A 13,171-nucleotide genomic window follows, 5' to 3' on the forward strand; every position below is an offset into this window, starting at 1 on the left:
CACCACCTCGCCCCTGGCCTGCACGCGTGCATACCCGGACACCCGAACGCCCCGAACACCGCCTCACCCCCGGCCTGCACGTATGCACACCCGCACTCCCGCACTCCCGCACTCCCGCACTCCCGCACTCCCGCACTCCCGCACACCACCTCACCGCACCCCCGCCCCATAAACCCCCTCCGGCTCCCCCGCCTCGGCCAGCAACTCCCGCGCCACCTCCCCCGCCTCACCCGGAGTCCACCGGCCCCCCTTGTCGGCGGTGGGGCCGGGGCGCCAGCCCTCCATGACCGTGATCCGGCCGCCTTCGGCGGCGAAGACGCGGCCGGTGACGCCTTCGGAGGCGGTGGAGCCGAGCCAGACGACGAGCGGGGAGACGTTCTCGGGGGCCATGGCGTCGAAGGTGCCGTCCGTCGGCGCGGCCATGGTCGCGGCGAAGGTCCGCTCGGTCATCCGGGTGCGGGCGGCCGGGGCGATGGCGTTGACCTGGACCCCGTACCGGTCCAGTTCGGCGGCGGCCACCAGGGTGAGGCCGAGGACGCCGGCCTTGGCGGCGGAGTAGTTCGCCTGGCCGACGCTGCCCGCGAGGCCCGCGCCGGAGCTGGTGTTGACCACACGCGCCCGCGGCGTGCGGCCCGCCTTGGCCTCCGCGCGCCAGTGCGCGGCCGCGTGCCGGAGCGGCAGGAAGTGGCCCTTGAGGTGGACGCGCAGGACGGCGTCCCACTCGTCCTCGGTCAGGTTCACCAGCATCCGGTCGCGGACGAAACCGGCGTTGTTGACCAGGGTGTCCAGGCGCCCGTACGCGCCGAGCGCGGCGGCGACGAGCGAGGCGGCGCCCGCGGGCGTGGCGATGTCCCCGCCGTGGGCGACCGCCTCGCCGCCCGCCGCGCGGATCTCCGCGGCGACCTCTTCGGCGGGTCCGCCCGCCTCCGCCGCCGCGCTGCCGTCCGGCCGTACGCCCAGGTCGTTGACGACGACCCGCGCGCCTTCGGCCGCGAACGCCAGCGCGTGGGCGCGCCCGAGGCCCCGGCCCGCCCCGGTGACGACGACCACGCGTCCGGCGCACAGCCCCGCCCCGGCCGCTTCCTCCCGCACGTTCTCAGTCATCTGCGTCCTCCAGGTCGGTGGTTACGGGCGTACGGGGCATGGGCGGCGGCCCGCTCGGTGTACCGGCCGCCGCGTCCAGGAACGCCGGCCGTTCGCCTCCGCCGTGGACGGCGAGGCTGGCGCCGGTCACGTACCCGCACCGGTCCCCCGCCAGGAAGGCGCAGACCTCGCCGATCTCGTCGGGGGTCGCGAGCCGGCCGAGCGGGACGGTGCGGCCGACGGCTGCGACGCCCGCCGCGTCGCCGTAGTGCAGGTGGGAGCGTTCGGTGTGCACCATGCCGACGACGAGCGTGTTGACGCGGATGCGCGGTGCCCATTCGACGGCCAGGGTCCGGGCGAGGTTTTCCAGGCCCGCCTTGGCGGCTCCGTAGGCGGCGGTGCCGGGTGAGGGGCGGGTGCCGCTGACGCTGCCGATCATGATGATGGAGCCGCCGGTCGGCTGGTCCGCCATGACGGCGCGGGCGGCGAGGGACGCGGTGAGCGGCGCGACGAGGTTCAGCTCGATGACCCGGGCGGCCTGCTGCGGTGTGGAGTCGGCGAGGAGCCGGTACGGGGTGCCGCCCGCGTTGTTGACGAGGATGTCGAGGCTGCCGTACCGGTCCCGTACGCGGGCGAAGCAGGCGGTGACCGCGTCCGGGTCGCGTACGTCCAGCGGCTCGAAGGCGGCGGCGCGGCCGTCCGCCCCCTCGACCGGCCGTTCCGGCGGTCGGCGCGCGGCGGCGACGACCGTGGCGCCCGCCGCGAGCAGGGCCCTGGCGATGCCGGCGCCGACGCCCCGTGTGCCGCCCGTGACGACCGCGACGCGCCCCGACAGGTCGATGCCGATCGCCAAAAGGCCACCTCCGCCCTCCCGTTGCGGGCGCCGCGCTGCTACCTTCTCGGATACCCGGCACCTAACAAACGTTTGGTGGAAAGGTAGCTGATCCGCCCATGGGTGTCTCCACCGCCGTCACACTGTCCCGTCCCGGGGACGGCATCGCGCTCGTCACCGTCGACCGGCCGCCGGTCAACGCCCTGCCCGTACAGGGGTGGTTCGACCTCGCCGACGCGGTACGGGCGGCCGGCCGCGACCCCGGAACCCGCTGCGTGGTGCTCGCCGCCGCCGGGCGCGGGTTCAACGCGGGGGTGGACATCAAGGAGTTGCGGCGGACGCCGGGGCACGGGGCGCTGCTCGGCGTCAACCGCGGGTGCCACGCGGCGTTCGGGGCCGTGTACGACTGTGAGGTGCCGGTCGTCGCCGCCGTGCAGGGCCACTGCCTGGGCGGTGGGATCGGGCTGGTCGGCAACGCGGACGCGATCGTGGCGAGCGACGACGCGACGTTCGGCCTGCCGGAGCTGGACCGTGGCGCGCTCGGCGCGGCCACCCACCTCGCCCGGCTCGTCCCGCCGCACCTGATGCGCACCCTCTACTACACCTCGCGCACCGTGACCGCCGCCGAACTCCACCGGCACGGCTCGGTGTGGGAGGTGGTGCCGCGCGACGCGCTGCTGGCGGCGGCGCTGCGGCTGGCCGGGGAGATCGCCGCCAAGGACGGGTACCTGCTGCGGCTGGCCAAGGCCGCCATCAACGGCATCGACCCCGTCGATGTGCACCGCAGCTACCGCTTCGAGCAGGGCTTCACCTTCGAGGCCAGTCTCAGCGGAGTGGCGGAGCGGCTCCGGGACACGTTCGGCAACGGGGCGCCGTGCCCGGAGGGCCGGTCCGACGCGGAGGGCACCAACGCACCCTCGGAGGAGTCGAGTTGATGGACAAAGTCATGACCGCCGACGACGTGGTGGCCCGGCTGGCGAGCGGGATGACGGTCGGCATCGGCGGCTGGGGCTCGCGCCGGAAGCCGATGGCGCTCGTACGGGCCCTGTTGCGGTCCCCGCTGACGGACCTCACCGTCGTCTCCTGCGGCGGCCCGGACGTGGGCCTGCTGGCCGCCGCCGGGAAGATCCGCCGGCTGGTCGTGCCCTTCGTCACCCTGGACTCGATCCCGCTGGAGCCGCACTTTCGCGCGGCCCGCGAGCGCGGCGCCTTCGCGCTGACCGAGCTGGACGAGGCGATGTTCATGTGGGGGCTGACGGCGGCCGGCCAGCGGCTGCCCTTCCTGCCGGTACGGGCCGGGCCGGGCTCCGACGTGCTGCGGGTCAACCCCCACATCCGTACGGTGACCTCGCCGTACGCGGACGGCGAGGAGCTGGCGGCCGTCCCCGCGCTGCGGCTGGACGCGGCGCTGGTGCACCTCAACCGGGCGGATGCCCGGGGCAACGGGCAGTACCTGGGGCCCGATCCCTACTTCGACGACCTCTTCTGCGAGGCCGCGGACGCGGCGTACGTCTCGTGCGAGCGGATCGTGGACGGCGCGGAGCTGAACCGGGCGGGCGGCCCGCAAACGCTGCTGGTCAGCCGGATGTTCGTCAGCGGTGTCGTCGAGGCGCCGCGCGGCGCGCACTTCACCTCGTGCGCGCCGGACTACGGGCGGGACGAGGCGTTCCAGCGGGCGTACGTACGGGCGGCGGCGGACCCGGACGCCTGGGCCGGGTTCGTCAAGCGCTTCCTGTCGGGCGACGAGGACGACTACCAGGCCGCGGTCGCTGCCTTCACCGAAGAGACCGCCGGGGAGCGCTCATGACAGCCGACGCCGGACCCATGACCGTCACCCGAGCCGAGTACTGCGTGGTGGCCTGCGCCGAAGTCTGGCGCGGCGCCGGCGAAGTGCTCGCCTCCCCCATGGGCACCGTCCCCGCCCTCGGCGCCCGGCTCGCGAAACGCACCTTCTCCCCCGAGCTCCTGCTGACGGACGGCGAGGCGCTGCTCGTCGGCGACGCGCCGGAAGCGGGGAACGGAGCGCCGGTGACGGAGGGCTGGCTCCCCTACCGCCGCCATCTGGCGCTGGTCGCCACGGGCCGCCGGCACGTCATGATGGGCGCGAGCCAGATCGACCGGTACGGCAACCAGAACATCTCCTGCGTCGGGGACTGGGCGCGCCCGTCCCGGCAGCTGCTCGGGGTGCGCGGCGCGCCCGTCAACACGCTCAACCACCCGACCAGTTACTGGGTGCCCCGGCATTCGCCCCGCACCTTCGTCGAGCGGGTCGACATGGTGTGCGGCGTCGGGTACGACCGGGCCGCGGCCGCCGGGCCGTCCGCCACCCGCTTCCACGACGTCCGGGAGGTCGTCAGCGACCTCGGCGTCTTCGACTTCGACACGCCGGACCGCACGATGCGCGTCCGGTCGCTGCACCCCGGCGTACGACTGGCGGACGTGCGGGAGGCGACCGGGTTCGCGCTGCGCGTGCCGGACGGCGGGGTGCCCGTGACCCGGGCGCCGGACGCCGCCGAGCTGCGGCTGATCCGCGAGGTGCTCGATCCGGGCGGGCTGCGCGACCGGGAGGTGCCGCCGTGCGGGCCCTGACCACCGCGCTCACCGAGCTGACCGGCGTCCGGTACCCGATCGTGCAGACCGGCATGGGCTGGGTCGCCGGGCCGCGCCTGGTCTCCGCCACCGCCGAGGCCGGGGCGCTGGGCATCCTGGCCTCCGCCACCATGTCCACGGGGCGGCTGCGGGCCGCGGTCCGCGAGGTGGCGGCCCGTACGGACCGGCCGTTCGGCGTCAATCTGCGGGCGGACGCCGGGGACGCCGCGGAGCGGGTGCGGATCATCATCGAGGAGGGCGTGCGGGTGGCCTCGTTCGCGCTGGCGCCCTCGCGGGAGCTGATCGCCCGGCTGAAGGACGCGGGTGTGGTCGTCATCCCGACGGTGGGGGCGCGGCGGCACGCGGAGAAGGTCGCCGCGTGGGGCGCGGACGCGGTGGTCGTCCAGGGGGCCGAGGGCGGCGGGCACACCGGCGAGGTGGCCACCACCGTCCTGCTGCCGCAGGTCGTGGACGCGGTGGACATCCCGGTGGTGGCGGCCGGCGGCTTCTGCGACGGGCGCGGGCTGGTGGCAGCGCTGGCCTTCGGCGCGGCGGGCGTGGCCATGGGCACGCGTTTCCTGCTCACCTCCGACAGCACCGTCCCGGCCGCGGTCAAGGCGCGCTACCTGGCCGCCTCGGTGCGGGACGTGACGGTGACGCGCAAGGTGGACGGGCTGCCGCACCGGATGCTGCGGACGGACCTGGTCGCCGCCCTCGAACGGTCCGGGCGTCCGGCGGCCCTGCTGCGGGCCGTGCGGCATGCGGCGGCGTTCCGGAAGGAAGCGGGCACGGGCTGGGCCCGTATGGTGCGCGACGGGCTGGCCATGAAGCGCGGCGCGGAGCTGACGTGGGGGCAGGTGCTGCTGGCCGCGAACACGCCGATGATGCTGCGGGCCGGTCTGGTGGAGGGCCGTACCGACGCCGGGGTGCTGGCGTCCGGTCAGGTGACGGGGCTCATCGACGACCTGCCGTCGTGCGCGGAACTGGTCGGGCGTGTGATGGCCGAGGCGGCGGCGACGCTGGACCGGCTGGGGCGGGCCGCCCGGTCTGAGGGACGGGCCCCCGGCCTGAGCAGGCCGCCGCCGGGACCCGTACCGTACGCGCCGACACGCCGCCACCCGGCTCGAACACATGCCCCGAATATCGAACGGGACTCCGGCGGACTACGGTGGGGACGACCAGAAAGGTTGCCCGTGGTGCCGCCGCGGGCGGAGGTTTCCATCGGGGGAGATCAGATGCGCAAGTTCCTCGCCACGGCCGTCGCGGTGACGGCGCTCAGCACGACGCTCGGTCTGGCCTCGGCGTCCCAGGCCGCCGCGGCCCCGCGGGCGCCGCAGTGCGCCAAGGTGATGAAGTACTTCACCAAGGACCACCAGCGGCTCGTCCGTCTGAAGAACCTCTGCAAGCAGCGCCCGGCCTGCTACACGATCGTCGTACCGGCCCGGCCGACCGTGAACGGCCGTCTCGCCAAGGGGCAGACGAAGGACGTCCGGTACGGCACGGACCGCGGCCCGCGCGCCTTGTATGTGAAGAACCGGGCCTGCTGACCCGGACGCACCGCCGGGCCGGGGCCCCGCCCCGGCCCGGGTTCACAGCCGTTCGATCACCGTCACATTGGCCTGCCCGCCGCCCTCGCACATCGTCTGGAGGCCGTAGCGCCCGCCGGTGCGCTCCAGCTCGTGCAGCAGCGTCGTCATCAGCCGGCATCCGGTCGCGCCGAGCGGGTGGCCGAGCGCGATGGCGCCGCCGTTGACGTTGACCCGGGCGGGGTCGGCGCCGGTCTCCGCGAGCCAGGCCAGCACGACCGGCGCGAACGCCTCGTTGATCTCCACGAGGTCGATGGCGTCGATGCGCAGCCCGGTCTTCTTCAGGGCGTGCGCGGTGGCCGGGATCGGCGCGGTCAGCATCCGGATCGGGTCCTCGCCGCGTACGGACAGGTGGTGGACGCGGGCGCGCGGTGTCAGACCGTGATCCCGTACGGCACGCCCGCTCGCCAGCAGGAGGGCCGCCGCGCCGTCCGAGACCTGGGAGGAGACGGCGGCGGTGAGCCGCCCGCCGGGCACCACGGGCGGCAGGGCCGCCATCTTCTCCGCGGAGGTGTCGCGCCGCGGTCCCTCGTCGGCCGTCACGTCCCCGTACGGGACCAGCTCGCGCGCGAAGCGCCCCTCGTCGAGGGCTCGCACGGCCCGCCGGTGCGAGCGCAGCGCGTACTCCTCCATGTCCCTACGGGATATGCCCCACTGCTCAGCGATCAGCTCGGCGCCGTGGAACTGGTTCACGGGCCGGTCGCCGTAGCGGGCGCGCCAGCCCGCGCTGCCCGCGAACGGGCCCTCGGTCAGGCCGAGCGGCTCGGCGGCCCGGCGGCTCGCGAAGGCGATGGGGACCATCGACATGTTCTGGGTGCCGCCCGCGACCACCAGGTCCTGGGTGCCGGAGAGCACGCCCTGCGCGGCGAAGTGGACGGCCTGCTGGGAGGAGCCGCACTGCCGGTCCACGGTGACGCCCGGCACCTCCTCGGGCAGCCCGGCCGCCAGCCAGCTGGTCCGGGCGATGTCACCGGCCTGCGGGCCGACCGCGTCCAGGCAGCCGAAGACCACGTCGTCCACGGCGGCCGGGTCGACGCCCGTGCGCGCCATCAGCGCTTTGAGCACATGGGCGCCAAGGTCGGCCGGGTGCGCGGCGGCGAGTGAGCCGCCGCGCCTGCCGACGGGGGTGCGCAGCGCGTCGATGATGTAAGCCTCGGCCATGCGGGCTCCTCGGTCGTCGGGGCGTGCGGAGCGTGCGCGGTGCTTCCCGGAGGTGCCGTGTGGTCAGTCCCGTACGGCGATGCCGTCCAGCACCATCGACAGGTACTGGCGGGCGATCTCCTCCGGGCCGTGGTGGCCGCCCGGCCGGTACCAGCTCGCGGCGACCCAGACGGTGTCGCGGACGAACCGGTAGGTGAGCCGGACATCCAGCTCGGGGCGGAAGACGCCCTCGGCGACGCCGCGTTCCAGCGTGCCGAGCCACGCCTTCTCGAACTTGCGCTGGGAGTCGGCGAGGTAGCCGAAGCGGGGGCGGGCGGCCAGCTGCCGGGACTCGTTCTGGTAGATGGCGACGGCGGCGCGGTGCCGGTCGATCTCCCGGAAGGACTCGGTGACCAGGGCCTCGATGGTCTCCCGGGGGCCGAGCCCGGCCGCGAGCACCGCGTCGTAGCCGGCCCACAGCTCGTCCAGGAACGTGCTGAGGATCTCGTCCAGCATCGATTCCTTGGAGTCGAAGTGGTAGTAGAGGCTGCCCGCGAGCAGCCCGGCCTCGTCCGCGATGCGGCGTACGGTCGTGGCGCTGTAGCCGTGCGCGGCGAACACCTCGGCCGCGGTGGCGAGCAGTTCTCGGCGGCGGGCGGGCGACGGGGTCACGGCGGGCTTCCCCGCGGCGGGCTTCTTCTGGGACTTGCCGCCGGTCTTCCGGGGCTTGCTGTCGGTGGACACCGGGCCATTGTCGCTCCCCGCTCACGCGCGCTGGCTGCTGACCGGGACCGTCTCGCCGGTCATGTACGAGGCGTAGTCGCTGGCCAGGAAGACGATGACGTTGGCGACCTCCCACGGTTCGGCGGAGCGCCCGAACGCTTCCCGGGCGGCGAGAGCGGCCAGCAGTTCCTCGTCGGCGACCTTCGCCAGGTGCGGGTGGACGGCCAGGCTGGGCGAGACGGCGTTGACCCGGACCCCGTACGCGGCGGCCTCGACGGCGGCGCAGCGGGTCAGCGCCATCACCCCGGCCTTGGCGGCGGCGTAGTGCGCCTGGCCGCGCTGGGCCCGCCAGCCGACGACGGAGGCGTTGTTGACGATCACGCCGCCCCGGCCCGCGGCCCGCATCCGGCGCAGTGCGGCGCGGGTGCAGCGGAAGGTCCCGTTCAGCGTGACGTCGAGGACGGCGGTCCACTGCGCGTCGGTCATCGCCACCAGGTCGACGCTGCCGCCGAGTCCAGCGTTGTTGACGACCACGTCCAGCCGCCCGTGCCGCTGCTCGACGCCGTCGAAGAGGGCGGTGACCTGGGCCTCGTCGGTGACGTCGCAGGGCAGTGCGGCGATCCGCGCGGCGCCGAACTCGGCGGCGAGCGCCGCCTCGGACTCCTTCAGGCGCCGGGCGTGCGCGTCGGAGAGGACCACGTCCGCGCCCTCCTCCAGGAGCCGGCGGGCGGTGGCGCCGCCGATGCCGGTGCCCGCCGCGGCGGTGACGACCGCGGTCCGGCCGGCGAGCAGGCCGTGTCCGGGGACGTAGGGGGGTGGCTGGGGTGCCGGGTGCGCCGTCGGAGGCTTCTCGGGCGTCATGGCCGTACGCTAACCTACCTAACACTTGTTAGGGAACGGTCGTGGAAGAGCCCGCCGCCGCCCCGGGGAGGCCGCTCGATGGATCTCGAACTCACCGCGGCAGACGAGGAGTTCCGGCGGGAAGCGCGGGACTGGCTGGCCGCCCACGTGCCCGCCGAACCGCTGCCTTCCCTGGAGACGGCCGAGGGCTTCGCCGCCCACCGGGCCTGGGAACGCGAGCTGCACGGTGGCCGCTGGTCGGCCGTGACCTGGCCGGAGGAGTACGGCGGGCGCGGCGCGTCGGTGCTGCAATGGCTGCTCTTCGAGGAGGAGTACCACGCGGCGCGCGCTCCGGGCCGGGTCTCCCAGAACGGCGTCAGCCTGCTCGCCCCCACCCTCTTCGAGCACGGTACGGACGAGCAGGTGGCGCGGGTGCTGCCGCCGATGGCGCGCGGGGAGACGGTCTGGGCGCAGGCCTGGTCGGAGCCCGGCGCCGGTTCCGATCTCGCCGCGCTGCGCTCGGCCGCCGTACGGGCCGACGGCGGCTGGCTGCTGCGCGGGCACAAGACGTGGTCCTCCCGCGCCGCCTTCGCGGACCGGGCCTTCGGGCTGTTCCGCAGCCACCCCGGCGGGGACCGGCCGCACCACGGCCTGACGTATCTGATGTTCGACCTGGCGGCGCCGGGCGTGACGGTGCGGCCCATCGGGCGCCTCGACGGGAAGCCGGCCTTCGCCGAGCTGTTCCTGGAGGACGTGTTCGTGCCGGACGCGGACGTGATCGGCGAGCCGGGCCAGGGATGGCGGGTCGCCATGAGCACGGCAGGCAACGAACGCGGGCTGACGCTGCGCAGCCCCGGACGTTTCACGGCCGCCGCCGACCGACTCGCCGCCCTGTGGCGGGCCGGCGCCGACCCGGCGGACACGGCGCTGCGCGACCGGGTCGCCGACGCGCTCATAGGAGCCCGCGCCTACCAGCTGTCCGCCTACGCAGGCGTCGCACGCCTCACCGAGGGCGGCACCCCCGGGGCAGCGGCCAGCCTCACCAAAATCTTCTGGTCCGAACTCGACATCGCCCTGCACGAGACCGCCCTCGACCTCCTCGGGCCACACGGCGAACTCGCCGACGCCGCCCCCGAGGCGCCGGACCACGGCGGCTGGGCCGACGGCTGGATCTTCGCGCTGGCCGGTCCGGTCTACGCCGGTACGAACGAGATCCAGCGCGACATCATCGCCGAACGGCTGCTGGGCCTGCCGAAGGGACGGCGCTGAGCGGGCCGCGCCGGTGAGAGGAGTGGGAATGCGGTTCCTGCTGGACGCGGAGCAGGCGGAGTTCGGCCGGACGCTCGGCCGCATGCTGGCGGCGGCGGACACCCCGGCCGCCGTACGGGCCTGGGGCGCCGGTGACAGCGCCCCAGGGAGTGCGGTGTGGCGGCGGCTCGCCGGGGCCGGGGTGTTCGGGCTCGCCGTACCGGAGAAGTGCGGGGGCGCGGGATTCCTGCCGGTCGATCTGATCGTCTCCTTCGTGGAGTTGGGGCGGTATGCCGTACCCGGCCCGGTGGTGGAGACCGCCGTGGCGGCGGTACTGCTGGAGCGGCTCGGTGACACGGGCGGCCTGGCCGACATCTGGCGGCCCGCGATCGCGGCCGGGGATGCGATGGTGTCGTACGCGGACCTGGCCCGCGGGCCGTACGCCCTCGACGCGGCGACCGCCGATGTGACGTTCCTCGTCGACGGCGACACGCTGCGGGCGTCCGACGGGAGTGGGCCGGTCCAGCCCTCGGTCGATCCGGCACGGCGGCTGGCCCGGTGCCCGGGTGGAGCCGTCCTGGCGAGCGGACCGGCCGTCCGGGCCGCCGCCGCGCAGGCCGACGACATCGCGCGGCTGCTCACGGCGGCCCAGGCGCTCGGTGTCGGCCGGCGGCTGCTGGACGACACGGTGGCGTACGTGAAGCAGCGCACCCAGTTCGGCGTCGCCATCGGCTCGTTCCAGGCGGTGAAGCACCGGCTGGCGGACGTGCTGCTGGCGCTGGAGTTCGCCGAGCCGCTGGTGTACGGGGCGGCGGTGGAGGTCGCGGGAGCTTCACAGGCGGGAACGGCGGATGCCGCGGACGCCGCGGGTGTCGGGATCGCGATGGCGAAGGTGGCGGCGGGCGAGGCGGCATATGCCGCGGCGCGGGCCGCGCTCCAGCTGCACGGGGCCCTCGGCTATACCGATGAGCTGGACCTTTCCCTGTGGATACGCAAGGCACGGGCCCTGCGAAACGCCTGGGGCACGCCCGCGGAGTGCCGGGCCCGCGTTCTCCCTTCCCCCGTCGCGACTACCCGGTAACAGCGCAAATGTTTCACGAGTAAAATACCTGTTAAGCTTTTCGCCATGGGGAAGCATGCCAGGCTCACGGGAAAGCGCGCGGCGGCCACGTCCGGGAGCGGCGGCGCCGTACGCACCCGGCCGCTGCCCATCAGGAGCACGGTGCTGCTGCGCCGCCCCGTGGACATCTGGCACAAGCCCGCGCTGAGCGCCGTCGTCGCCCTCGGCATCCCCGAGTTCACGCTGCTCGCGCTGGGGCGCATGGACCTGGTGCTCTACACCTCGGCCGGCGCGATGTGCGCCCTGTACGCGCACGGCCTGCCGTACACCGCACGGGCCCGCACCCTGATGTGGGTGGTGCTCGGCATGGTCGCGAGCCTCGGCGCCGCCCTCACGGCGGCCTCCCTGACCACGTCGGTCCCGCTGCTCGTCCTCCTCGCCTCGCTGGTCGCCGCCGTGCACAAGATGGTCTGCGACGCGACGCGCGTCGGGCCGCCCGGAAACCTGATCTTCACCTTCATCTCGGCGTCCGCCTTCTTCGTTCCGCAGCGGCTCGGGCAGGTGCCCTTCCACATGGCGCTGGCGCTCGGCGCGGGCGGGCTCGCCTGGCTGGTGTGCATGGCGCCCGCGCTGGTCCGGCCGCGCGGCCCCGAGCGGATCGCGACGGCGCGGGCGCTGGAGGCCGCAGCCGGGCTGCTGCGCTCCGGCCCGGCCGCGGCGGACGGCCCCGGCGGGCCTGACCGCGCCCGGCACGCCACCGCGGCCGCCGTGAACGCCGCCTGGCAGACGCTGTTCCAGGTGCCGGGCCGCACACCCGCCGCGGCAGCCGCCCGCGCGGGGCTGGAGCGGCTGCTCGTACGGGCCGAGTCGGCCCTCGCGGCCCCGGAAGCCGATACGGCGGAGGCCGAGCGTTACGCGGCGTGGGCCCGTGACCTGCGCCGGGGCCGCCCGCTGCCGGAGATCACACTCACCGGCGCGCAGGCCGGCGAGCTGGCGGGGATCACCGCGGAGCACGCGGACCACGAACAGGCGGCAGGCGCCGTGCCCCGCGGCCCCGCCCCGGGCCGCCCGCGCGGCCTGCCCGCCGTGCTGGGGCGCCTCGCGCCCGGCTCGCCGCTGCTGCCCATCGGCGCGCGGGTCGCCGCGGGCTGCGCGCTGGCGGGCTGGGCCTCGATGGCGGTCGGCGTCGGCCATCCGTACTGGGCGGTGGTCACCGCGGCCTCCATCTACCAGGCCAACACCACCCTCTCCTGGCAGCGGGCCCTGCAGCGCACCCTCGGCAACCTGCTCGGCCTGCTGCTCTTCACCGCGCTGCTGCCGGTGATCCACACCGGCCACCTGGCGATGATCCTGCTGGCGCTCACCTTCCAGTTCTGCGCGGAGGCGAGCATCACCCGCAACTACTGGCTCGGCTCGGTCTGGGTCACCCCGATGGCGCTGCTGCTGACCGAGTTCGCGCGTCAGCTGCCCGCCCGGACGCTGGTCACCGACCGCTGGATCGACACCGTCGTGGGCGCCGCCGTGGGGCTGGCCTGCTGCGTCCTGGTGACCAACCGCCGCGCGGCGGACCGTATCGAGATCGCGCTCGACCAGGTGGCCGCTGCCGAGGCGGCGGCCCTGCGGCTGCTGGACGGCTACGGCGGGCCGGGCAACGAGGACGTACGGGACGGCGACGGCGTACCGGACGACGGGGCCCGCCGGATCGGCTGGGCGCGGGACCGGCTCGCCGCGAGCCTGATGGAGCTGCGGGAGGCGGTGGAGGTGTCGGCCGGCGAGTGGTGGCAGCGCGCCGTCCCCGAGGAGCGCGTCGCCCTGGCCGAGCAGCGGGGACACCGGACGCTGGCCCGGCTCGTCCGCCGGCTGTCCGCGCCGGCGCCGGCCGCGTAGCGCGTGTCCGCCGGACCGGGCCGTCCGCCGGGAGCCGCACCCCGGGCCGCGCCGGTGCCGCCCGCGCCGCCCCGGACCGCTCGCGCGCCCGGCGCCAGGCAGAATGGCCGGGCGCGGCGCGGCGCGGGGCCCGGACGGCGGCCCGTGCTCCGCCGTGCGCGACACAGGATGCCGACGGGGGCC

Annotated in this window: 11 protein-coding genes and 1 pseudogene; 7 read left to right on the forward strand and 5 right to left on the reverse strand. The window is 75.2% G+C overall.

All coding sequences use genetic code 11. The features are described from left to right. Positions 1-150: 150 nt before the first annotated feature. Together CP984_RS06070 and CP984_RS06075 are read right to left on the reverse strand one after the other, a co-directional pair. Positions 151-1,104, reverse strand: a complete 954-nt coding sequence (locus CP984_RS06070; RefSeq protein ID WP_003985426.1) for an SDR family oxidoreductase — start codon at positions 1,102-1,104, stop codon at positions 151-153. Beyond that, positions 1,097-1,936 carry an SDR family oxidoreductase gene (locus CP984_RS06075; protein WP_003985427.1) on the reverse strand — a complete coding sequence of 280 codons (840 nt, stop codon included), beginning with the start codon at positions 1,934-1,936 and terminating at the stop codon, positions 1,097-1,099. Before CP984_RS06075 ends, CP984_RS06070 begins: the two co-directional genes overlap by 8 nt. Before the next feature lie 98 nt (positions 1,937-2,034). Here CP984_RS06075 and CP984_RS06080 point away from each other — a divergent pair, with 98 nt between their 5' ends. The 4 genes and pseudogenes from CP984_RS06080 to CP984_RS06095 all read left to right on the forward strand — a co-directional run. Next, complete coding sequence (locus CP984_RS06080) at positions 2,035-2,850, forward strand: enoyl-CoA hydratase family protein (protein WP_003985428.1); 816 nt, start codon at positions 2,035-2,037, stop codon at positions 2,848-2,850. Beyond that, positions 2,850-3,722 (forward strand): CoA transferase subunit A, encoded by an 873-nt coding sequence (locus CP984_RS06085; RefSeq protein WP_003985429.1) that lies wholly within the window; start codon positions 2,850-2,852, stop codon positions 3,720-3,722. The genes CP984_RS06080 and CP984_RS06085 overlap by 1 nt, the downstream gene beginning before the upstream one ends. Before the next feature lie 17 nt (positions 3,723-3,739). Then, positions 3,740-4,504: a CoA-transferase subunit beta gene (locus tag CP984_RS06090; RefSeq protein WP_176564577.1), complete on the forward strand. Its 765-nt coding sequence runs from the start codon at positions 3,740-3,742 to the stop codon at positions 4,502-4,504. After that, a pseudogene (locus tag CP984_RS06095) lies at positions 4,501-5,541 on the forward strand (NAD(P)H-dependent flavin oxidoreductase); the annotation flags it as partial. The gene CP984_RS06090 and the pseudogene CP984_RS06095, both read left to right, overlap by 4 nt. A 552-nt stretch (positions 5,542-6,093) precedes the next feature. On the opposite strand, the gene CP984_RS06100 reads toward CP984_RS06095, so the two are convergent. From CP984_RS06100 to CP984_RS06110, 3 genes are all read right to left on the reverse strand, one after another. Next, on the reverse strand, positions 6,094-7,251 hold the full coding sequence (locus CP984_RS06100; RefSeq protein WP_003985432.1) for an acetyl-CoA C-acetyltransferase: 1,158 nt from the start codon (positions 7,249-7,251) through the stop codon (positions 6,094-6,096). Between the two features lie 63 nt (positions 7,252-7,314). Next, positions 7,315-7,902 (reverse strand): TetR/AcrR family transcriptional regulator, encoded by a 588-nt coding sequence (locus tag CP984_RS06105; RefSeq protein WP_030180347.1) that lies wholly within the window; start codon positions 7,900-7,902, stop codon positions 7,315-7,317. A 93-nt stretch (positions 7,903-7,995) separates the two neighbouring features. Beyond that, the gene (locus CP984_RS06110; RefSeq protein WP_003985434.1) at positions 7,996-8,814 is read right to left on the reverse strand and encodes an SDR family oxidoreductase; all 819 of its coding nucleotides are present in this window, start codon (positions 8,812-8,814) and stop codon (positions 7,996-7,998) included. 78 nt (positions 8,815-8,892) lie between these two features. Between CP984_RS06110 and CP984_RS06115 the strand changes: the two genes are divergently transcribed. Genes CP984_RS06115 through CP984_RS06125 form a run of 3 tightly spaced genes read left to right on the forward strand, consistent with a single transcriptional unit; the run spans position 8,893 to position 12,988 of the window. Beyond that, entirely contained in the window at positions 8,893-10,062 is a 1,170-nt protein-coding gene (locus CP984_RS06115; protein WP_030180349.1) for an acyl-CoA dehydrogenase family protein, read from the forward strand. Between the two features lie 28 nt (positions 10,063-10,090). Further along, entirely contained in the window at positions 10,091-11,122 is a 1,032-nt protein-coding gene (locus tag CP984_RS06120; protein ID WP_003985436.1) for an acyl-CoA dehydrogenase, read from the forward strand. A 45-nt stretch (positions 11,123-11,167) separates the two neighbouring features. Further along, positions 11,168-12,988, forward strand: coding sequence for an FUSC family protein (locus tag CP984_RS06125; RefSeq protein ID WP_043976784.1), 1,821 nt, complete (start codon positions 11,168-11,170; stop codon positions 12,986-12,988). Positions 12,989-13,171: the final 183 nt, after the last annotated feature.

Origin of the sequence: Streptomyces rimosus, from assembly GCF_008704655.1 — a bacterium.
GTDB classification, from domain to species: Bacteria; Actinomycetota; Actinomycetes; order Streptomycetales; family Streptomycetaceae; genus Streptomyces; species Streptomyces rimosus.